21 protein-coding genes and 1 tRNA gene are annotated in these 21,580 nt (G+C 52.6%); 9 read left to right on the forward strand and 13 right to left on the reverse strand.

The features are described from left to right. Genes DD597_RS20330 through DD597_RS20355 form a run of 6 tightly spaced genes read right to left on the reverse strand, consistent with a single transcriptional unit; the run spans nucleotide 1 to nucleotide 6,036 of the window. Nucleotides 1–1,008: a fimbrial protein gene (locus tag DD597_RS20330; RefSeq protein ID WP_032608174.1), complete on the reverse strand. Its 1,008-nt coding sequence runs from the start codon at nucleotides 1,006–1,008 to the stop codon at nucleotides 1–3. After that, entirely contained in the window at nucleotides 1,008–1,526 is a 519-nt protein-coding gene (locus DD597_RS20335) for a fimbrial protein (RefSeq protein WP_022650129.1), read from the reverse strand. Before DD597_RS20335 ends, DD597_RS20330 begins: the two co-directional genes overlap by 1 nt. Beyond that, nucleotides 1,517–4,042 (reverse strand): fimbria/pilus outer membrane usher protein, encoded by a 2,526-nt coding sequence (locus tag DD597_RS20340; RefSeq protein WP_129256543.1) that lies wholly within the window; start codon nucleotides 4,040–4,042, stop codon nucleotides 1,517–1,519. Before DD597_RS20340 ends, DD597_RS20335 begins: the two co-directional genes overlap by 10 nt. 23 nt (nucleotides 4,043–4,065) lie before the next feature. After that, a complete protein-coding gene (locus tag DD597_RS20345) occupies nucleotides 4,066–4,743 on the reverse strand; it encodes a fimbria/pilus periplasmic chaperone (protein WP_045335988.1) in 678 nt (225 codons plus the stop codon). Nucleotides 4,744–4,796: 53 nt separating this feature from the next. After that, a complete protein-coding gene (locus DD597_RS20350) occupies nucleotides 4,797–5,381 on the reverse strand; it encodes a fimbrial protein (protein ID WP_003860947.1) in 585 nt (194 codons plus the stop codon). Nucleotides 5,382–5,433: 52 nt separating this feature from the next. Continuing rightward, nucleotides 5,434–6,036, reverse strand: coding sequence for a helix-turn-helix transcriptional regulator (locus tag DD597_RS20355; RefSeq protein ID WP_032608176.1), 603 nt, complete (start codon nucleotides 6,034–6,036; stop codon nucleotides 5,434–5,436). An 834-nt stretch (nucleotides 6,037–6,870) separates the two neighbouring features. Between DD597_RS20355 and DD597_RS20360 the strand changes: the two genes are divergently transcribed. The 4 genes from DD597_RS20360 (at nucleotide 6,871) to DD597_RS20375 (ending at nucleotide 9,756) form a co-directional block, all read left to right on the forward strand. Continuing rightward, complete coding sequence (locus DD597_RS20360; protein ID WP_129256544.1) at nucleotides 6,871–7,659, forward strand: winged helix-turn-helix domain-containing protein; 789 nt, start codon at nucleotides 6,871–6,873, stop codon at nucleotides 7,657–7,659. Between the two features lies 1 nt (nucleotide 7,660). Continuing rightward, on the forward strand, nucleotides 7,661–8,140 hold the full coding sequence (locus tag DD597_RS20365; protein WP_017693981.1) for a hypothetical protein: 480 nt from the start codon (nucleotides 7,661–7,663) through the stop codon (nucleotides 8,138–8,140). Nucleotides 8,141–8,493: 353 nt separating this feature from the next. Next, nucleotides 8,494–9,264, forward strand: coding sequence for a GlxA family transcriptional regulator (locus DD597_RS20370; protein WP_263740538.1), 771 nt, complete (start codon nucleotides 8,494–8,496; stop codon nucleotides 9,262–9,264). 48 nt (nucleotides 9,265–9,312) lie between these two features. Further along, nucleotides 9,313–9,756, forward strand: a complete 444-nt coding sequence (locus DD597_RS20375; protein WP_045332974.1) for a GNAT family N-acetyltransferase — start codon at nucleotides 9,313–9,315, stop codon at nucleotides 9,754–9,756. A gap of 32 nt (nucleotides 9,757–9,788) precedes the next feature. On the opposite strand, the gene DD597_RS20380 is transcribed toward DD597_RS20375, so the two are convergent. The 4 genes from DD597_RS20380 to DD597_RS20395 all read right to left on the reverse strand — a co-directional run bounded on the left by DD597_RS20380 (nucleotide 9,789) and on the right by DD597_RS20395 (nucleotide 11,901). Beyond that, nucleotides 9,789–10,376, reverse strand: a complete 588-nt coding sequence (locus DD597_RS20380) for a hypothetical protein (RefSeq protein ID WP_232969570.1) — start codon at nucleotides 10,374–10,376, stop codon at nucleotides 9,789–9,791. Further along, nucleotides 10,373–10,738, reverse strand: a complete 366-nt coding sequence (locus DD597_RS20385) for a tlde1 domain-containing protein (protein WP_072031505.1) — start codon at nucleotides 10,736–10,738, stop codon at nucleotides 10,373–10,375. Before DD597_RS20385 ends, DD597_RS20380 begins: the two co-directional genes overlap by 4 nt. Before the next feature lie 9 nt (nucleotides 10,739–10,747). Further along, entirely contained in the window at nucleotides 10,748–11,233 is a 486-nt protein-coding gene (tssD, locus tag DD597_RS20390; protein ID WP_129256545.1) for a type VI secretion system tube protein TssD, read from the reverse strand. A gap of 371 nt (nucleotides 11,234–11,604) precedes the next feature. Then, nucleotides 11,605–11,901 (reverse strand): SymE family type I addiction module toxin, encoded by a 297-nt coding sequence (locus tag DD597_RS20395; RefSeq protein ID WP_032660962.1) that lies wholly within the window; start codon nucleotides 11,899–11,901, stop codon nucleotides 11,605–11,607. 128 nt (nucleotides 11,902–12,029) lie between these two features. On the opposite strand from DD597_RS20395, the gene DD597_RS20400 reads away from it, so the two are divergent. From DD597_RS20400 to DD597_RS20410, 3 genes are all read left to right on the forward strand, one after another. After that, nucleotides 12,030–12,203, forward strand: coding sequence for a YlcI/YnfO family protein (locus DD597_RS20400; protein WP_129256546.1), 174 nt, complete (start codon nucleotides 12,030–12,032; stop codon nucleotides 12,201–12,203). Between the two features lie 119 nt (nucleotides 12,204–12,322). After that, nucleotides 12,323–13,078 carry a hypothetical protein gene (locus DD597_RS20405; RefSeq protein ID WP_129256547.1) on the forward strand — a complete coding sequence of 252 codons (756 nt, stop codon included), beginning with the start codon at nucleotides 12,323–12,325 and terminating at the stop codon, nucleotides 13,076–13,078. Between the two features lie 82 nt (nucleotides 13,079–13,160). After that, nucleotides 13,161–14,063: an MBL fold metallo-hydrolase gene (locus tag DD597_RS20410; protein ID WP_129256548.1), complete on the forward strand. Its 903-nt coding sequence runs from the start codon at nucleotides 13,161–13,163 to the stop codon at nucleotides 14,061–14,063. A 99-nt stretch (nucleotides 14,064–14,162) separates the two neighbouring features. Here DD597_RS20410 and DD597_RS20415 read toward each other — a convergent pair. Continuing rightward, nucleotides 14,163–14,257 (reverse strand) — tRNA-Sec (locus DD597_RS20415). A gap of 287 nt (nucleotides 14,258–14,544) precedes the next feature. On the opposite strand from DD597_RS20415, the gene DD597_RS20420 reads away from it, so the two are divergent. Further along, nucleotides 14,545–15,936 carry a glycoside-pentoside-hexuronide family transporter gene (locus DD597_RS20420; protein WP_129256549.1) on the forward strand — a complete coding sequence of 464 codons (1,392 nt, stop codon included), beginning with the start codon at nucleotides 14,545–14,547 and terminating at the stop codon, nucleotides 15,934–15,936. 12 nt (nucleotides 15,937–15,948) lie between these two features. Further along, on the forward strand, nucleotides 15,949–18,267 hold the full coding sequence (gene yicI, locus DD597_RS20425; RefSeq protein ID WP_129256550.1) for an alpha-xylosidase: 2,319 nt from the start codon (nucleotides 15,949–15,951) through the stop codon (nucleotides 18,265–18,267). Nucleotides 18,268–18,351: 84 nt separating this feature from the next. Here yicI and DD597_RS20430 read toward each other — a convergent pair whose 3' ends face one another. Together DD597_RS20430 and xanP are read right to left on the reverse strand one after the other, a co-directional pair. Further along, nucleotides 18,352–20,046 carry an AsmA family protein gene (locus DD597_RS20430; RefSeq protein WP_109948576.1) on the reverse strand — a complete coding sequence of 565 codons (1,695 nt, stop codon included), beginning with the start codon at nucleotides 20,044–20,046 and terminating at the stop codon, nucleotides 18,352–18,354. Between the two features lie 118 nt (nucleotides 20,047–20,164). Continuing rightward, nucleotides 20,165–21,556, reverse strand: a complete 1,392-nt coding sequence (xanP, locus tag DD597_RS20435; RefSeq protein WP_003860925.1) for a xanthine/proton symporter XanP — start codon at nucleotides 21,554–21,556, stop codon at nucleotides 20,165–20,167. Between the last annotated feature and the right edge of the window lie 24 nt (nucleotides 21,557–21,580).

The raw sequence follows: 21,580 nt of genomic DNA on the forward strand, positions 1-21,580 counted from the left end.
CTACTGATACGAAAAGGTGATGCTTGCCAGGGCATTGGCCGAGCCGGGGACCAGGTCTCCGGTTCGGATGTACTGCGCCTGGAACGGCAGGGATAGCGTTTGTGCTGCGCTGGTGGTCTGGATGAAAAACTGTCCCGTCGTGCCTGCGGCCGAGCTGTCTGGCCCCATCATCAGCGGCCCGGTACCGTTATAGAAAAACTGTACGCCAATGCCGGAGGCCGTGGAGTCCCCGGTCAGCGTCACGACCGACGAGGTATTTGACGGTGTGGTCTGATCGGTCATCACTGCGTTAACCGCCACGTTCTCATCGCAGGTCAGGCTGACGTTAAACTCCCCCGACGGCGAGGTGCTGCCTACGCTGGGCAGCGTGTGAACATCAATGGTGCCCAGGTCGACGTTGGCGCTTTTTGTGCCTACCGTGCAGCCGCTTGCCGTCACCGTGATGGTGGTGGGGTTGATGATCACCTGCGCGGTTTTCACTTCGTTGTTATAGGCCGTCAGGATCGCCGCGTTAATGGTCGGGGTCTGGTATACGCCGGATTTCAGCGGAACGCCGGTCTTGATAAACGTCACTTTTGCTGACCAGCCCAGTGCGGTGGCGTAACCGTTAGTCCCATCGGCCGGATAGCTCTGCGTAATGCCCGTCTGCATCGGCACATAGGTGGTGCCGTTATAATCTTTGAGCCCAAGAATGAAGCCGATGCCGGGCACGCCCGTTTCAAATACCATGTAATTTGCGCCATCAAGAATAACCGTGATGCCGGTGGCGGTTATACTGCTGCTCGGCTCCAGCGTCCCTTTGGAGCAGGTAAATACCAGGCCGCACCAGAACACTTCCGAGACGCTCGCAGTGGCGCTCCATTCAGAGCCGATCGTCTTTCCAGGCACGATGGAGTCTGCCGGGCCGGACCACGACATGGGCGTTGGCGAAAGGGTGATATCCGATGTCCAGGAGAGGGCAAGCGCCTGAGAGGACATGAAAAACAGGGCTAAAAACAGTAAACGCATTATTGATACTCCGTCGTCCAGGTCGCCACTGCCGAAACGTCTCCGGCATTGACCGGCGCACCCGTGGCGGCCAGTCGCGCATAGAAGGTCATTTTTACGCTGTCATCCCCCGCCGCGCCGTAAGCAGCGGTTTGGGTGTCCAGCGGGATAAGTACGCTGTCTTTATCCAGTATCTGCACTGCCACGCCGGTCGCGCCGCCGTCAGCGACTTTCAGAAGCTGCGGGTTCTCGTCATCCGGCGTACCGCTGAAGCGGATTTTCACGCCAGCAAAGGTGGGGCCGCACGCTTCAAGGGTGAGCGTGAAGGGCGTTTTGATATTGCTGACCGCCCCCGCCTCGCTAAATTGCTTCACGCCGAGGGTGCCCAGCGGCACGTTTTGCTCCTTCGAATCTTCCGAGACAATGCAGGTATTGCCGATCACGTTGCCGGTCACGGAAACCAGCACGTCATAGCCGCGCGCGGGGACGGTGATGACCATCAGCAGGATCAGGGGGAGGAAACGGACGGTTACTGACATATGGCCTCCTGGGAATAAAGCCCGGTGCGGGCGTGATAATTCTGCGGGTTCAACGCATAGCGGATCGTGCAGCGCTGGGCGCTGTCGCGTCCCCATACGGCATGCAAGGTTCCCTGCGCTGACAGGCCGGTCAGATACACGCTGCCGCCGTCGCCGACGATACCGCTGGCTTTGTCATCCTCTGACGAGACCAGCGTGCCGAAGGGGAGCACGTCTTTAGCGTGACGTACGATAAACATCGCTTTTGCTCCCTGACGCGTGGTGAGGGTGGCGCGAACCAGTGCCCCGTCGGTGGGAATTTTATTGGCGATGGCGTTCTCAAGTTCCACGTCATTGCCCACGGTGGTGACATCCAGCGCAACCTGATTAACGCGATACGGCGTGGCGTACGGGATCACCGCATAGCCCCGGCTGTCGGTTTTGATGCCCTTGTGGTTGAGCACGGCGACATGGCTGGCGCCCGGGGCTTTCACCAGAATATTGGTGTTCCCGAGCGGCTGGCTCAGCGTCAGACCATCCTCATGCAGCACCGCTCCGCCGCTCATCCCATAGCTTAGGTTGCGGGAGTCACCGGCGTAGCTGTAGCCCAGGTTATAGTCTCCCCACGCGCCCTCGTATTGCAGCGCGGCATCGCCGCCGTAGTGCTGCTGCGCGCTGTAGCGCTGGTTGACGCTATAGAAAAGATTCTCCTGCCCCGGCAGATAACCACTGACACCGGTACTGGCGGTGGTGCCAGCGGGATCCGCATGGGTAGCGGTAAAACGGAGACGGGTCGACAGCGCCGGGTTACCCAGCGGCACCGACAGGGACAACGCGAGGATATTGTCTTTCTTGTTGTCGTACAGGCCAGAACTACGCTGGGCGCTGATGCCAAGCGACAGGTTACGAAACGTCGCGTTCCACGCGAACTGCAAACTTTGCGTGGTTTTTGACGTATTCCAGTAGGTTTGTTGATCCCAGGACAGCGACAGCGCGCCGTATTCGCCCATCGGCTGCGACAACAGCAGCTGATTTTTTGCCTTACGCGACATATGCAGGTTGTAAACCGTGTCGTAGTGAGTGGTGACGGTGCCATCGTCTTCCACGGTCTGTTCTGGCGCTCCGCCCGCCATGCCTTTGTAAGTGGTATCGCTGAGGGTATAAAACCCTGCCGTTGAGTAACGCAGCGAGAAGAAATTGACTCGCGTACCGATATCGTTCAGCAGCTTGCTATACCGCAGGCGCACCGAATCCCCGGTGTAGTGCTGATTATCAGCCAGCTGGCTGCGGGCATGGGTGAGGTCGAGGGAGTAGGCGCCAAAGCGGCCGAGATTCTGCCCGATCCCGAAGGCCAGGCCGGTGTAGCGATCGGAAAACTGCGCCCCGCCATAAAACGTGAGGCCGTATCGCCAGCCCAGGAACAGCTCGCCCTGCGCGAAGGAGGGCGAGATCTGATCGCCCGCAGGACGGTATTTCCCCGCCCCCAGAGCATATTTGACCTGACCGTTACGCACCAGATTCGGCACACTGGCAAAGGGCAGAGTGTATTGCGTCTGGCTACCGTCGCTCTCCTGAATGGTGACCGCGAGGTCGCCGCCGGAAGAGGTCGGATAGAGATCTTTCAGCACAAACGCCCCCGGCGGAACGGAGGTTTGATAGATGACGTTACCGTTCTGGCGAACCGTCACCGTGGCATTGCTGCGCGCGATGCCGCGCACTTCAGGCGCGTAACCGCTCAGGCTGGCGGGCAACATATTGTCATCGGTCTTCAGGGCAATCCCACGCAGGCCAACGGCGTCAAACACCTGCGAGGAGGTGAACGTTTCACCGGCATAAACCTGGGCACGCAGGGCGCGGATATCCCGCTGTAGCCAGGTCTGGACGTGGGTGAGCTCGTTACTCTCTTTGGTCCACGTGGTGAAATCACGCAGCCGCCATGCGCCCAGGTTGGCGCCGCTGTTCAGGCTCACAAACAGCTGTTGTTCCCGCGTGCGCGTCTCGCCCCGGTAGTCATTATTCGCGCCATTGACCACATAGTTCAGCCACGCGGCAGGGATGCCGGACTCCCAGCTCTCCGGGCTGACGTATCCGCGCGGCAGAGCGCGCATCGCGCTTTGCGGTACGGTGAAGTTGAGGGTAAGCGTCCTCTGGTCAAAATCAAACCGGGTATCGGCGAATGACTGGGTTAAAAAAATGCAGCGCTGCGCAGGCGGCAGCTCACCCCCTTTAGCCTGACGGCTGTCGATGCCAAGTGCGGCGAATTGTGCAGGCGTAAGGCACGGCAGGGCTTCACCAGCGGTGCTTTCAGCGACGCGAAACGTGACGTTACCTGTGAACGCGAACTGGGTATTGATATACACGTTAAGATTGTACTCGCCCGGCGGCAACGCGCTCCCGGCGTTGACCCAGGCGAGATCGGCGCTGTTGGCGCGCTCGCCGTTGAGAAACGCAGGATTAAATTGCAGCTCGCTTTCGGCAGCCACGGCTTGCCGAATCACCAGGGCGATCGCCGTGGCGCACAGGATTTTAATTTTCATGTGGTCACGCCTTACTGTTTTTATTATTGGGACAATGACGTGCGGGTGACGGGCGTCCAGGCCCCATAATCGTTAATCGTCTGGTAGCTCATGCTGCTCGCATGGCTGAAGGTGTCTGCCAGCGTCACGCTGGCTTTCGGCGGTACCATGACGGGCGATACCGGCCTGCCATCAATTTTCACGTTAATGGTGGTGAGGTAATACGGCGTTGGGTTGGTCAGCGTGACCTTGCCCGCGCGGTAGGCGCCGGCAAGGTTTTTCCATGCCTCCCCTGCACCTTCCCTGAGCCGCTCCGGGCGATAAAAGACCTTGATGCGGTTGGCAGAGGCGAATTGCAGCGAATTGCCGGAACCGTTTTTAACCTGCTGTGGGATAGCTTTGACCGTCATCCAGTACAGCGTCTCGCGATCGGCTGGCAGGGCGTCACCGCTGAACATGATTTTCACCGCGCTTTCGCTGGCGGGCTTCATGACGTACAGCGGCGGCGTGATGACGAAGTCGTTGGTACGGCTCCCTTTCTCGTCTTCCATCCATGACTGGATCAGGAACGTGGCATCAGGGTGGGTATTTCTTACCTGCATCATCGTCTGCGTAGCCGCGCCGATGTAGACCAGCCGCGTTGCGCCTAACCCCACGCCGCCTGCGTACACGGCGGATGAACATAACGTGCCAGCCAGACAAATCCATGTGTTTACGCGCATAGTGCGTCTCCTGAAAGCTGAGTCAGACCCGGCCAGCAGACCGGGCCTGAAGATTACGAATAGGTCACGGTGTAGGTGGCGACCGCGCTGGCATCACCCGCCGTGGCGTTGCCCAGTGGGGAGTAATATTTCGCGCTGAAGTTCAGGGTGTTCGCCCCCGCACGCAGGGGGATCGCTGCTGCCGGCTCACCCAGCCTGACGACGTTGCCCTGTTCGTCATAAAGACGGATAGCGACATGCTGCGCCGAGCCCGCGCCGCCGTTTACTCCCGCGGCCAGGCTATTCACATCGGTACTGTCCGGCGTACCGGTGAAGGTGATAGCCACGGTCGTTGCGGCGATGGGGTTATTTTCCGTGGACGCGGAGGTATCGGCGATTTCGCAATCCTCCAGGGTGATGGAGAAGGCTTTTGCGGTACTGGCTTCACTGCCTGCGGCAGCCAGCGTGGCGGTACGCACTTCCCCCATGTCGACGTCGATATTGGCGCTACCGGCGCTGATGGCACAGGCGGAGGTCACCACTTTACCGCTGAAGTTAACCGTGCCGCCGCTGGTGGCGGCGGCCAGTGCTGAGCCCGCTGGCAGCAGGGCGGCAATGCTTAATGCCAGCAGAGAATGGCAAGTAAGGCGTGCTTTCATTTCATAGTTCCTTGGTTTTTTTATTACGAGATTTGCTCTGAAAGCGGCAGGTCTAACTGGTTAAAAAGACCAGCAAATCTGTCTTATTCCTGAGCCCGAGTTTCCTTATCGCTGAGCTTTTTAAGGCGCTTACGCGGCGATAAGAAAGTTTCTCCAGTTCTGCGATGTAACGTATATCCAGTCCGTTCCTGAGTTCCTTTAATACCCTCCTTTCTCCAGGCGTCAGCGATAACGCCGCTGGCTGCTTTTGGGGCCGATAATGGCTATCGACCATTTTTGCTAGCTTTATCCGCCACTGATAAACCGTGTTCTGTAGCGAGATATAGGCATCAATATCTTCCCGGACCCATAACAGGGAATGGGCAGAGGTTGAGTACAGGCAGATCATCACTTCAGGCTGCGTGGCTTTGATTTTTTTTAAATATTTCAGTGAGTCATACCCTGTATGGTATTTCTCTGCGCCAGATATAAATAAGATATCGATACGAATCGACGACAGCGCCTTATCCAGTTCCTGATAACCTCCTTCGATGATAATGATGTGAAGGTCGTCGCGGATGCTGCTTAATAATGTTTTAATGCCGTTTCTTGCATAATGATCGCCGCCCATCAGTGCAACAGTTATATGCTGTGTTATTTGGCTATTGTTCGTCATGTCATTCCTCGATTTATAATGGTAATCAGGCGAATTATTTATAAGGTTATCGCCAGTATTCTCGAAGCAATGACGTATTGCATAGTGTAGGCCTACTATACGTCGGCCAATAAAGAGGTAATCTGAATTAATCTAAAATTGTATTAATTACTAAGATCGAGACCGGTTACGACGCTTCCCTCTGATTGGTCTTATTCCGCTTCGCTTTCTGTAAATTATGATAGCCGCTATTTTTAATGAAAATTTAGCTTTGATAAATGTTTTGTAAGGAGTTTGTCGTCTGGTGTCAGTGCGGGTGTGAAGTTGCTGACGGGGAATAACAATTTACGAATGTTATCATCGATAAAAACTGATAGAAAGGCGACTGAAAAGCATACAAAAACCATATAAGTTATTGATATTGTTCAGGTAGAGAAAACTTAAGGCTTAAGGGTGCTGAATATTTCAGACACGCATGTCCGTGGCGTACAATGTTTTTTTATGTAGATATTTGTCAATGTCAAGAGGCGAGGGGTGCGCCAAAAGGTGAGGCTCTGATAAATGAGATGCTGCCGGTAGTCAGATACTTCTGTGGAGCGGAAATTCACTTCACAAAACATCATAATGAGGATGATCGCGGATGAAGTGGCTCTGCAAGCCGCATTCTACAAGGGTTGAGTTCTTATGCAGGTTCAGTGAAGCTTAAGGGATGAAATATAAATTAAGATTTTTCGCCAATGGCGAAGATATACAGCATGCCGTTAATCAGTCACATTAATCCCGACGTGAATGTCATCCCATACATGCGGTGACCCAGGTTCAACATCTGTTAACCGGAGAATTCATACTGCCCCTATGCATAAGCATTACATTATAAATAATATCGTCGAATTTCATCCTGCGGCCAGCACGTTACGTGATATCAACAATCCTGACCGTGTGGTTGTGTTAAATTCGCCAGCAGGCCGATGCCTGTTGTTATTAATCGACAGAGCGGGGTCGATTGTCACTCAGCAAGAGTTCCTTGATATTGTCTGGCAAAGCCGCGGCATGCTTGTCTCCTCCAATACCTATTACCAGAACATCTCCATCCTGCGCAAAGGGCTCAAAAAGATTGGTTTTGAAACTGACCCTATCGTTACCATTCCGCGGATTGGGTTGACGCTGGCAAGCGACACGCAAATAACCGTCAGAGAGTCTTCACCTGTCGCGCCTCAACCCGCAGAGGAACAATGTGTGGAGGCGCCAGCGATCGAGGAGGTCTCTGCATCCTCCGCGCCAGCAACGCCCGTTGTCAGGAAGCCCACGCGCTGGCTGGCTGTTGTCATGGGGCTATTGATCGTCCTGGCCGGGGCAGGCGTGACGGGATATATGAACGCCACAGAAAACCGTTTTGTTGAGGATTACCGTTTTGCGGCATCCGTCGGAGCCTGTCGCGTTTATCTTGCGAATGACATTCAGACTCACGCTGAACGCGCTTCCGCGCTGACCTATGTGGAACAATTCAAGGCTGAATGCGCGCAATATCCCTGGGTTTACATCAGCTGGTACGCTCTGCTTCCTCGTGCGTCGGTTATTCGCTGCGACCGGCCAATGAAAGAACCGAACCGCTGTATATCTGATTATTTCCTGAAGGATAGCTAGCATGACTCGTTTTCGGCAGATGCTGTATATCATCGTGACGGGCCTCGTCACCGCAGGCGTGCTGACGGGCTATTACCTGTGGCACCGAACTTACGTTCAGCCTTTTTCATGCCAGGCTAATCTGGTCCAGCACCATCCGGATGAGACGCTGACGGTCTGGCTGAATTACACCTTCGACGGGAAATTCGGCACCCTGAGCATGAATGGCCGGGCAAAGAGCGATCCGGGTAAAACCATCGACAGGAAAATTTCCTTTCGGGTGGAGAGGCAAGATCATCTCTATTTGCTGACGTCAGAAAAAAATATGACGTTCCCGGACGATAATGTTGACGACAGCTGGCTGGAAAAATATGAACCGCAATTTTTTGTCTATCCGGGCAAGAGTATTTATATGCGGATCAATGAACAACATAATGGTAACTATATCTTTACCTTAGGAACATTACCGACATATGTGTGTCGTGGTTCAAAAAAAGAATGATATAAACGAGAAAAACATTATATTTTCCTCCCTTCTCATTTATGCTTGATTTAAAATATCAGGATTATCTTAGAAATATAAAGTGCGACAGATCATGTTGCGATAATGTAATTAATTTTAAATTTGGCAAGTAAATGAAAAGTGTATTTGACTCCTCCGATAGGGGGAAATCAGTACCGGAAAAGTGTCTGCATATTGGGTTGATATTATGGCCCCGTTATTCACTCCTGGCCGTCTCCGGATTGCTGGAGGCGCTGCGTTATGCAGCGAAAGCTCAGGATAAATTAGCATTTAAAATCAGCCTGATAAGTGAATTTCCTGATATCCCGATTATCAGCAATGCAGGGATTATCATGAGACCGGATTCCACCCATGCGCCGCCGGACAGTTTTAACTACCTTGCTGTTATCGGCGGTGAATTGCAGTATCTGGACTTAGGGTATCAGGGGGATAAAGCGTATCTGGCACATGCCCACCATGCCGGGGTTCCGCTCATTGGCATTGGCACCGGCAGTTTTGTCCTCGCACAGGAAGGATTGCTGAATGAACGACGAGCGTCCATCCATCCTTTCCACCTTGATGCATTTCGGCAGGCTTTCCCGCTGGTTTATGCTGAGCAAGGGTATGATTTCATCGACGATGGCGATGTGCTGACCTGCCCGGGCGGTATTTCCACCCTGACGCTGGCAACTGAGCTTATCCGCGCCCATGCCGGGGATGATATCGCCAGCACCACCTGCCAGCGTTTGTCGCTCGTTCCGCATGAAATTGCCACCCCGCGTCCGGCGAATCTTGCGCTTATCCCTGACTCGCGGTTGCGCCGCGCCGTCATGCTGATTGAACAGTTCCTGACCCGGCCGCTCACCACCGCCGGGCTTGCGCGAGAAGTGGCATTGAGTGAACGCCAGCTCAACCGTCTGTTCCACGCAGAATTCGGCAAAACGGCCCGCGAATTTATCCGTAGCGCCAGGCTGCGCTATGCTTGCTGGCTGCTGAAGAACTCGCAGCAAAGCGTGACGGATATTGCGCAGCGGATGGGATTCAGCGACTGCGCGCACTTTATTCGTCATTTCCAGACGGAGTATGGTTGTACGCCTGGCGTGTGGCGCACGTCGCAGAGCTGAATATCATTACATTGCTGCCCTGAAACTTTACTCAACCGGAATATCACCATGAAAATAGAAGCCGCACACCCCTCGCAATTTGAACGCCTCGTCGCAGTCTGGGAGTCGTCCGTACGCGCCACGCACCGCTTTTTGCAGGAAAGCGATATCGCGGCGCTGCGTCCGTTATTGCTCAACGCATATTTGCCTAATCTCAGGGTTGTGATTGCCCGGGATGACGTGGGTATTATTCACGGCTTTTTGGGCGTGGATAAAAATCGCATTGAAATGCTGTTTGTGGATGATGCGAGCCGGGGGAAGGGTATCGGGAAAATGCTGCTGCAATATGCCATTGCAGAATTCGGCGTAAATGAAGTGGATGTGAACGAGCAGAATCCGCAGGGGGTGGCGTTTTATCGTCATATGGGGTTTGAGCAGGTCGGGCGCTCGGCACTGGACGGGCAGGGGAATCCGTTTCCGCTGTTGCATATGCGGTTGAGTGGACAGGCTTAACGCCCTCTTCTGTAAAAGAGGGAGCCTGCAAGCTAGTTACTGGTTATTTGCCCGATAATTACGCCGCGCAATTTTTCGCCATCAAAGTAATAAGAGACGGTATTGTTCTGAACAAATCCATCCTGTACAGGTGTCTCCTGATAAAGCAGGATCTTTTTTCTGTTGCCGATTGTTTTTTTGCCGAACAATTCAACTAAATCCCTGTGAGTGGCATTTAACAATGGAACGCCAGAGACTGAGACACTGACTCGTTCCGTTGTATTCACACACTCTTTATGGATGCCATCCCTGGATATGGCTAGCGCAGTTAACAGCCCTGCACCCATTTCGTTATCTGAAATGAACCAATAATTGGTGCCATCGTCGTCATGAAGGCAGATCCAGTGCGCGGAGCTGTCTTTCTCCACGTATGTACTGAAAATCTGAGACAGATGAGTAACTTCCATCTGAACCGTTTTCTTGCCGATCGTGATGGTCGGGGAAAGGGGCACTATGGTTGAAATTTCCGTCAGCGAGCCGTCTTCATCGTAATACTGTGTTGCGAAGCCGGTCATTTCAGATGCTGAGACGTGCGAACTGACTGCAACGAGTAATGGCAATGAACAAATTAAACGCTTCATTTGACAATCAACACCGTATCGTTGCTTTTCCAGATGCTTCTTCTCGCACTCAAAGGAGCAATAATGCAGCCCTCTGAAGAGTCATCAGGGTGCAAACTGCTTTTGCCATGAATTTTAAATGAGTCTCTGCCACACATATCATTTGTCGAGTAGGGCGTGAGGCTGAGGGTATATTTTCCTGTGTGGGCAGAATTATGAGGGGAACCAATTGTGTATTTCCCTCGAGGTAGAGGTCCACTGTTTTTTACACATTCTTGAGATGGATCGTTTTTGTAACCACTTGCTCCTGCATAATCTGCATCGAACTGATAAACACCATCAAGATAAAATTTGTGCTCTTTTACATTATATTCCCAGGACATACTTTCTCCTTAAGCGCGTTCCTTCCAGGTATCAGAATGAATGATGTTTCCATCTAAGTAATGCCATGTTATTTTTTCATATGTTAGATCTACATATTCACAATGTGTATAGCGTTCGTTTTGCGGTAGTTTAATGTCAAACATGAGTGGTTCAATTTGAACTACTCTTGCATTTTCTAAAGTTGTCTTAAAGTAAGCCTCTTCGAGCCCGTTATAGTTGATCCTGTAAAATATAAATTCTGCTCTTGTTAGTGTTTGTCCTGTGCTCAAGGCCTTGTATAGATATGAGGATGAGGAATCAATCTCTTTCATGAATGCATAGGTGCTACAAATACGTTTTGAAGTGATTTTTCCGGAGTGCTTATCAATAGGTTGTTCGATTGAGTGCATAAATTCAATAACTTCTATTGAGCCTTCGCGATCTTTTACATCGACAGAGCCTTTAATTCTCCGGCCTGCATCGTCCTCAAGCCATAAGTAAACAGGTATAGCCATCTCAATCTCCTTTTATAGACTGAGGGAAACTACTCTTCATTATGGATTTAAATTGTGACATTTATTTCAAAATAGAAAATAAAATATGGAAGTGGGACTTAAAATTGCTCTTTGCGATGTATAAGTTTCTCAAATATATTTCCAAAAGTTATAACATTGAATTATGATTTCGTTGCCATCGTAAGATAAATGCTAAGTAAAAATAGCATCAGGTATTGAAATGATGAATGTCATCAAATATTGAACTTGTAAGTTAGCATTACATGTTGGGTTCGATTGCTTTTTGGATGTTATGGAAGAAATCTGGCATTCTATATTGTTTTTTATGTTGGCTGCATGCCCAGCAGCCAACTTGATAACAGCGGGAACGGTTATGATAATTGCAGGCTCGCCAGCGTGTTCTCGATCTGGCATAACTTTGCTTTAGTGCGTTTGTAATCGTCCAGAATCCTTTGCTCCTGCTCGTTATACGCTACCAGAACGATGCACCCTTTCATGACCTTTACCGTGACCTGCTGTCCGGTATCAAAACCCGCCGCGCGCAGCCACTTGCCGGAAAGGATGATTTTTGGTGTAGATTTGTCGAAAACATTCGGGCGGTATCCCACAATTAACGAACGCTCGGTTCCGGATTGGTCGGTGTCTGGGGTAGAATGCGAATCAGCCATAATCAACTCCTTGATAGTTGGTGAGGTTAGACGCCCTTTAGTGCTCCAACACTGTTGGGCGTTGTCAGAATTCATAATCCATGTGGTAGGTACCACATGCAGATAAACTAACCGAAGTGGTACCTACCATGCAAGAGAAAAAGAAACCAAACTTTGACCGCACCAAAAGCACCATGAAGAACATTCGATTTGAGGATGAGCTTTTGGAGCAAATTGAGAAGGCTGCGGGAAAAGGGAATTTTAGTAAGTGGGTGAAGGAGGCTTGTTTATTTCGTTTGAATAATGAAAATGATCTTAGTTGACATAGGAATTATCTAAGATTATTTTGAGTCTTGACGTTTCGGCGATTTAAATTTATTGATTTATATTGAAGTATTCATTCGGTGAATTATTCATAATCAACAATATTTGGCGTGGAACAATGCAAGCTATTTTCCAATTGATTAAAGATCCTTATGAAAGAAAAGCTCGGTTAATTCCTGGGCTTTTGGTCGCCCTACCACTAACTGTCCCTATGATTTGTGTTTATGGTGCTAAAAACCCAATGCTTACGAGTGTTATCGGCATATTAAGTAGTTGTGGTGCAATGTTTGCATTAGCTAACATATCTCGTGGTTTAGGTAAAAAACTTGAACAGAACCTCATCATTAAGTGGGGGGGGATGCCAACAACATTGATGTTAAGGCATCGTGATGCTCACTATGATTTTGTAACTAAAAGTAGGTATCATCAAGCAATAACCGCAAAGTTAGGTATTCAAATTCCATCGCAATCAGAGGAGATAAGTGATCCTAGAAAGGCAGATGAAATATATATAGGTATATCCAGAAGATTAAGGGAGTTAACTAGAAATAATAAAGGGTTACTTTTGAACGAAAATATATATTATGGATTTCATCGGAATATGACAGCAATGAAAATCATTGGATTATCAACAAGTTCATTAGGTATAATTTATGGATTAATTATTGCTAAAGTATTAACAATAATCCCACCACATATAGAAATAATACATTTTGCTAATCCAGGATTACCAGCCTCTTTGACTTTGATAATCTCCTTTACACTCCTTTTTTCTTGGGGTTTTTATTTTAATGAAGAGTCTGTCAAAAGAATTGGCTATGTATATGCCGAACGTTTATTTGAAAATTTACTTAGTGTAAAAGGAGGGGAATAAAAAAGGAAAGTAACCCCTGTACAATAACATATTGTAATTTTATAGAGTGTTATCAATAATAATTTTTGCTGGAGTGATATTAATGGCTATCGTCAAAAGCTTTTCTGTTGGTAATGGAGATATGTGTTATATCCAACATAACTCAGATAACTTTTCAATAATTGATTGCGACATCTCAAGTGAAAACCAACAGAGAATCATTTCTGAAATAAAAGAAAAGTCAGCATCGAAACGGATTACACGCTTTATTTGCACACATCCTGATGACGATCATTTTGGTGGGATTGAACATCTTGATGCAGCATTAGGCATTACTAATTTTTATGTGGTAAAAAATAAGGCTATAAAGAGACATGAGACAGAGTCTTTTAAACATTACTGTCGTTTGAGAGATGATGAAAATAAAGCTTTTTATATATATAAAGATTGCAAAAGAAAATGGGCAACTCATGGTGATGATGAAAGAGGTAGTTCCGGCTTAGAGTTTTTATGGCCTGATACAGAAAATACCGCCTTTAAATCGGCTTTATTAGAAGCAGAAATAGGGTTGAGTTACAATAATACATCAGCTGTTATAAGATATAGTATTGTAGATGGACCTAGTTTTCTTTGGATTGGTGACTTAGAAACAGATTTCATGGAAAATATTAGCAATAATATTGAGCTTCAAAAAACTACAATAGTGTTTGCTTCTCATCATGGCAGAGAATCAGGAAAGATACCGGATTCATGGCTGGAAAAGTTAGATCCTCAAATAATAATTATAGGTGAAGCTCCTTCTCGCCATCTCAATTACTATACTGGCTATAAAACTATAACGCAAAATAGATGTGGAGATATAACTATGGAATGTGATGGTAATAAAGTTCACTTTTACTCTTCAAATGATAATTATGTGAATGCACATTTAGATGATGAACATAAAAATACATTTTCTAATTATATAGGAAGTATTACAGTAGAAACTGAATATACTGTTGAATAGACATTTTCTGAGCTTTTTTCAAAGAGAAATTTTTAACAAGAAAATTTAACTTATCTGATAGTATGGATACTACATCTGTAATCGGATAGGAAAGCATTTTGGCGGAAGATCACAGGAGTCGAACCTGCCCGGGAACGCTGGCGTCCCCAACTGGATTTGAAGTCCAGCCACCTCACCGGAGATGACGATCTTCCGCGCCTGCATTGCTACATGGAGGCGGGGCGCATTATAGCTACTTTCAGGCATTTACCACATACCCCACACCACTTTTTTCACCTCTCTTTTGACCTGAATCCCCCTGTTTCAGCTAATTCTTAAGAAAATCCTCAGGTTAGCATTTCGTGCTCATCAACTTTTATCCCGATCACAAAAAACAAGAAACGTAATCTCTTAACCAGAAAACGCAATACCCGCTCCTGAAACAATGGTTTAAAAAACGGTAACCGGTCTCAGCGCCCCCTACAGCGTGAAGGATAAAAATATGAGCGAAGTACTGTCAGTAAAAGAGAAGATTGGCTACGGCATGGGAGACGCCGCCAGCCATATCATTTTTGATAACGTCATGCTTTATATGATGTTTTTCTACACCGATATTTTTGGTATTCCCGCCGGGTTTGTCGGCACCATGTTCCTGCTGGCCCGCGCGCTGGATGCGATCTCCGACCCGTGCATGGGGCTGATTGCCGACCGCACCCGCAGCCGCTGGGGCAAGTTCCGTCCATGGATTTTGTTTGGCGCTATCCCGTTCGGCATCGTCTGCGTGCTGGCGTATACCACGCCGGACCTGAGCCTCAACGGCAAAATGGTTTACGCCGCCATCACCTACACGCTGCTGACCCTGCTCTATACCGTGGTCAACATCCCGTACTGCGCGCTGGGCGGCGTGATCACCAACGACCCGACGCAGCGTATCTCCCTTCAGTCGTGGCGCTTTGTGCTGGCGACGGCGGGCGGCATGCTCTCCACGGTGCTGATGATGCCGCTGGTGAACCTGATTGGCGGCGACGATAAAGCGTTCGGCTTCCAGGGCGGGATCGCCGTGCTGTCGGTGGTCGCGTTCCTGATGCTGGCGTTCTGCTTCTTCACCACCAAAGAGCGCATCCAGGTGCCACCGAGCACCACCTCCATGCGTGAAGATCTGCGCGACATCTGGCAAAACGACCAGTGGCGTATTGTCGGCGTGCTCACCATCCTCAACATCCTCGCCGTCTGCGTGCGCGGCGGCGCGATGATGTACTACTGCACCTGGATCGTGGGCTCGCCGGAGGTGTTCGTCGCCTTCCTCACCACCTACTGCGTCGGCAACCTGATTGGCTCGGCGCTGGCGAAACCGCTCACCGACTGGAAGTGCAAGGTGAGCATCTTCTGGTGGACCAACGCCGCGCTGGCGGTGGTCAGCGTGGCGATGTTCTTCGTGCCGATGCATGCCACCGTGCTGATGTTCGGCTTCATCTTCGTTATCGGCGTGCTGCACCAGCTGGTGACGCCGATTCAGTGGGTAATGATGTCCGATACCGTCGACTACGGCGAATGGACCAACGGCAAACGTCTGACCGGCATCAGCTTTGCGGGCACGCTGTTCGTGCTGAAGCTCGGCCTGGCGCTGGGCGGGGCGATGATCGGCTGGATGCTGGCAGGCGGCGGCTACGACGCGGCGGCCAAAACCCAGAACAGCGCGACCATCAGTATCATTATCGGCCTGTTTACGCTGGCACCAGCGATCTGCTACGTGCTGAGCGCCATCATCGCCAAACGCTACTACACGCTGAAAACCCCCTTCCTGACCAAAATCCTGCGCGAGCTGGCACAGGGCGCGCGCCGTAATCAGCAGGAGTTTGAAAACCTGCCGGTCAGCAAAGAATTAAAGAACTAAGAGGACGAGAGCATGAAAATCAGTGATGGAAACTGGCTTATTCAACCGGGCCTGAACGTGACCTGTCCGGTGCAGGTATTCGACGTGGAGCAGCAGGGCAATGACCTGGTGGTGTATGTGGCGCCGCGTGACGTGCGCGAACGCACCTGGCAGCTCGACACGTTGATGTTCACGGTGCGCCTGTTTGCTCCGCAGGAAGGGATTGTGGGGGTGCGCATCGAGCACTTCCAGGGCACGCTGAACAACGGCCCGCACTATCCGCTGAACGTTCTGAAGGATGCAAAAGTTGAGATTGAAAACAACGCCGAATTTGCCGAGCTGAAAAGCGGCAGCGTCAGCGTGCGCGTTACCAAAGGCGAGTTCTGGGCTCTGGATTTCCTGCGCAACGGCCAGCGCATTACCGGCAGCCAGCTGAAAAACAACGGCTACGTACAGGACAGCAATACCGATCGCAACTATGTGTTTGAACGTCTGGATCTGGGCGTGGGGGAAACGGTCTACGGCCTGGGCGAGCGCTTCACCGCCCTGGTGCGCAACGGTCAGACGGTCGAAACCTGGAACCGCGACGGGGGCACCAGCACCGAGCAGTCCTACAAAAACATCCCGTTCTACCTGACCAACCGCGGCTACGGCGTGCTGGTGAATCACCCGGAAAACGTCTCGTTTGAAGTCGGCTCCGAGAAAGTGTCCAAAGTGCAGTTCAGCGTGGAAGGGGAATATCTCGAGTACTTTGTGATCGACGGCCCGACGCCGAAAGAAGTGCTGAACCGCTATACCCGCTTCACTGGCCGTCCGGCGCTGCCGCCTGCGTGGTCGTTCGGCCTGTGGCTCACCACCTCGTTCACCACCAACTACGACGAAGCCACGGTGAACAGCTTTATCGACGGCATGGCCGAGCGCGACCTGCCGCTGCACGTCTTCCACTTCGACTGCTTCTGGATGAAGGCCTTCCAGTGGTGCGACTTCGAGTGGGACCCGGTGACCTTCCCGGATCCGGAAGGGATGATCCGCCGCCTGAAAGAGAAAGGGCTGAAGGTCTGCGTGTGGATCAACCCGTATATCGGCCAGAAATCCCCGATCTTCCGGGAGCTGAAAGAGAAGGGCTATCTGCTCAAGCGTCCGGACGGCTCCCTCTGGCAGTGGGACAAATGGCAGCCGGGGCTGGCGATCTACGACTTCACCAACCCGGACGCGTGCAGGTGGTATGCGGACAAACTGAAAGGCCTGGTGGAGATCGGCGTCGACTGCTTCAAGACCGATTTCGGCGAGCGTATCCCGACGGACGTCCAGTGGTTTGACGGATCCGATCCGCAGAAGATGCACAACCATTACGCCTACATCTATAACGAGCTGGTGTGGAACGTGCTGAAAGAGACGGTGGGAGAAGAAGAGGCGGTGCTGTTTGCCCGCTCCGCGTCCGTGGGTGCGCAACAGTTCCCGGTACACTGGGGCGGCGACTGCTACGCCAACTATGAATCGATGGCCGAAAGCCTGCGCGGCGGGCTGTCGATTGGCCTGTCCGGCTTCGGGTTCTGGAGCCACGATATCGGCGGGTTCGAAAACACCGCTCCGGCGCACGTCTACAAACGCTGGTGCGCGTTCGGGCTGTTCTCCAGCCACAGCCGCCTGCACGGCAGCAAATCCTACCGCGTGCCGTGGGCGTACGATGACGAGTCCTGCGATGTGGTGCGCCACTTCACGCAGCTGAAATGCCAGCTGATGCCGTACCTGTATCGTCAGGCGGCTCTGGCGCGTGAGTTCGGCACGCCGATGCTGCGGGCGATGATGCTGGAGTTCCCGGACGATCCGGCGTGTGACTATCTTGACCGTCAGTACATGCTGGGGGATTCAATGATGGTGGCGCCGGTGTTCTCCGAGGCGGGCGATGTGCAGTTTTACCTGCCGGAAGGGCGCTGGACGCACCTGTGGCACAACGACGAAATCGAGGGTAGCCGCTGGCATAAGCAGCAGCACGATTTCATGAGCCTGCCGGTCTATGTGCGCGACAACACGCTGCTGGCGCTCGGCAATAATAACCAGAAGCCGGACTATGCGTGGCACGAGGGGACGGCCTTCCAGCTTTTCAACCTGAGCGATGGCGCAACGGCGGTGAGTGAAGTGCCTGCGGCGGACGGTTCCGTGTTGTTTACGCTGAAGGCGTCACGTCAGGGCGACGTCGTGACCTTTACCGGCACGGGAGATGCGCAAAACTGGTCGGTGTGCTTGCGCAACGTGCAGAAGGTCGGCGGCGTAAAAGGCGGTTCACATGCGGGCAGCGAGTGGGGTGTGGTGGTGAAAGCCGAGGGGGATGAGGTGGTGGTTCACCTCTGAGCTGGAAAAATGCCCGGTGGCACTTCGCTTACCGGGCCTACATGAGATCGTAGGCCGGGTAAGGCGAAGCCGCCACCCGGCTATTTACTGTGCCGGAGCCACCGTCGACACCACACCACCCGTCATCGTCTGTTGCACCTGCTGTTTATCCATATTCACCGCGCTCAGCTTCCCGTTCACCGTCGCCTTCAGCGGCGCATTCGCCTGCACGCTTCCGCTGGCGGTGAGCTGAATATTGCCGTCGCCCGCAATCGGCAGCGCTGGCCAGCCCCACTGCTGCAAAACGTTGAGTGGTACACCGCGCCCGTTTAGGCTCACGGTGGTTTGTCGCTGTGGCAGCTGTGACACGGTGGCGGTCGCCTCCAGGATCCCTTTCTCGGTAAAGGCGCTCAGGTCGGTAATATTTACCGTTGCGGCGTTGGCATTCAGCGCCAGCGACGGGCGACGCACGTCGACGCGGTTAAAGGTCGCTGCCGCCCCGTTGAGGGTTGCGTTACCGCCCCACACGCCCCACTTGTGATCCTGCGCCAGCCGCAAATTAGCGCCATAACCGTCGAGGGAGGTGATCTGCCACGGGAACGCCGGATCGATGTCGATCACCAGGTTGCGGCTCAGGCCGAATTTTTTCAGCGTCACGCTGTTCAGCCATGCCGGGAGCGGGTCCATCCACAGCGTTTTCCAGTTTTCCGGAAGCGTATATTCCAGCCCGGCAATCGCAACGTCGTCCAGCACCAGCGCCTGACCCTCGCGCAGCCAGTTGCCGGAGGTGCGCACCATGCCCCCTTCCCAGCGGGAGGTGAACTGACGCAGCGCAATGCCCTGCGGGGAGAATTCCGCGTTCAGGATAGGGTCAAACAGATGCAGCGAGCCGTAGATAAATTCGCTGGCGTTCATGGATAACCGTCCCTCCTGGCTTTGCCAGTCACCTTTACTCAGGGTGAGGTTACGCAGGCTGAGATCGAGGTCGGTTACTGCCCAGTCTGGCCCCTGTAGACGGGCATCGGTCACTTCCAGCCGCCCAATCTGTAACGAAGGCAGGGTGGAGAGAGGGGCGAAGAAATCCAGCAGCGATTTGTCGCTTTGCAGGCGGATCTCATTCAGACGCAGGGTGTTGATAACCCAGCCACCGTCGGCATTACGCAGAGCCGAGCCCGTAAGCGAGCCGCGCGCCATATCGGCACCGATGGTATTCAGCGCCACCTCTTTGCCGTTGAGTTGTCCCTGAATCAGCACGTTGTTGGCCGGTATGCCGTTGAGGGTGAGCGACCCGGCGCTCATCTGGATTTGCGCATTTTTCCCCAGTACGTTCCCCGCCTCGGGCTGCCACGGGCTGACGCCGCCGGTCACCTTTTGCGCACTGAGATCCCACTCCGTATTCGGGCTGTTAAAGGCCATGTTATTCAGTTGCAGACGGTCGGCCTGGAACGGCAGCGGCGCCGTCTGCGGCGATAAATTCAGCGTGCCATCGAACAGGGTGATGGCATCCATATGCAGCGGGTCGGTGATCTGGCGGCTGCTTAAGCCAATATCCACTTTTTTAGCGACCAGCGTGGCCGGTTTGCCATCTCGTCCGAAGGTAACGTTTTCCAGAAGGATGTGAGAAGGGGATGAAAAGCGGTGATCCATCAGGTCAAAGTTGAGCTCGTAATCGGTATTCACCGTGATCCAGCTGCTGACCTGCGATGCGCCCCAGCGGGTCTGGAGCAGAAAATAAAAGGCGAGCACTACAATGAGCAGGGCTACCAGAAGATAGATAAGCAGCTTTCCAATAAATTTCATGGTCTTCCTTCCCGCGAAACGCACATAAGGGTGTTATGCACGATTTATGCGCAATGCTCAAGGCGGGAATGGTGTAAAGAGATGTCACGGCAGGCATTGACAGCCTGCCGTGTGGGGATCAGTTCTTTTCAGGCGGGAAAATGAGATTCAGCACGATAGCGGTAATACCGCCCGCGGCGATGCCGGAAGAGAGCAGGTTTTTCACCCAGTCCGGGGCAAACTGCAAAATCATCGGCTGCTGGGAGACGCCAAGCCCTACGGCGAGAGACAGCGCAATAATCATGATTGCGCGGCGGTTCAGCGGCTCGCGGGAGACGATACGCACGCCGGAGGCCGCGATGGTACCGAACATGACCAGCGTCGCGCCGCCCAGCACCGGCTCGGGAATGTGCTGTACAAATCCGCTTACCGCCGGGAACAGGCCGAGGACCACCAGCATCAGCGCCACCACGAAGCCCACGTAGCGGCTGGCCACGCCGGTCAGCTGGATCACGCCGTTGTTCTGGCCGAAGCAGGAGTTCGGGAAGGTGTTGAACACCGCCGAGACAAACGAGTTCAGTCCGTTCGCCAGCACGCCACCTTTAAGACGTTTCATGTACAGCGGGCCGGAGACCGGCTGCTCGGACACGTCGGAGGTGGCGGTGATATCGCCAATGGTTTCCAGCGAGGTAATCATAAAGACCAGCATCAGCGGCAGGAGCAGACTCCAGTCAATGCCCAGGCCATAGTAGAGCGGCGTTGGCACGGTAATCAACGCGCTGTTGGTTGGGGTGGTGTTCTCCGGGAGCATACCCAGCGCCCACGCCAGCAGGTAACCGGCCGCCATGGCGATCACCAGCGATGCCACGCGCAGGTACGGGTTACGCTGACGGTTAAGCAGAATAATGATCGCCAGCACCACGCCTGCCAGCAGCAGGTTTTTCGGCGCGCCGAAGGTATGGTCGCTCATTGCCGCGTAGCCGCCCCCGATGGAGGTCAGACCCACCTGAATCAGCGACAGGCCGATAATCATCACCACCACGCCGGAGACCAGCGGGGTAATCACCCGGCGCGCCAGGTGCAGAACGCGGGAGATGAACATCTCTGTGCAGCTTGCCAGCATCAGGGTGCCGAAAAGCGCCGCCATCATCGTCGGGACATCTGCGCCGCCGGTTTTCAGTGCCGTACCGCCCATGATCAGCGGAGCCACAAAGTTAAAGCTGGTGCCCTGAATCGACAGCAAACCTGAACCCACCGGACCCCAGGCTTTAATTTGAATGATGGAGGCCACGCCGGAAGCGAACAGAGACATACTGATGATGTGTTGCGTATCCTGCGCCGGTAACCCTAGCGCCTGGCAAATCAGCAGAGCCGGCGTGATGACCGCAACGAACATCGCCAGCAGGTGCTGGCAGGCGGCAAACAGGGTTTGTGGCAGCGGGGGACGATCTTCAAGGCGGTAAATCAGTTCGCTGTTTTGCTTCTGCGCAATCGGTTGCGCATCAGCAGACTCCAGAGTGTTAACAGACATCGGCGGCAATCCCACGGTGGAAAA

The sequence above is a fragment of the Enterobacter cloacae complex sp. 677-3DZ2D5B genome (assembly GCF_004136695.1).
GTDB classification, from domain to species: domain Bacteria; phylum Pseudomonadota; class Gammaproteobacteria; order Enterobacterales; family Enterobacteriaceae; genus Enterobacter; species Enterobacter hormaechei_C.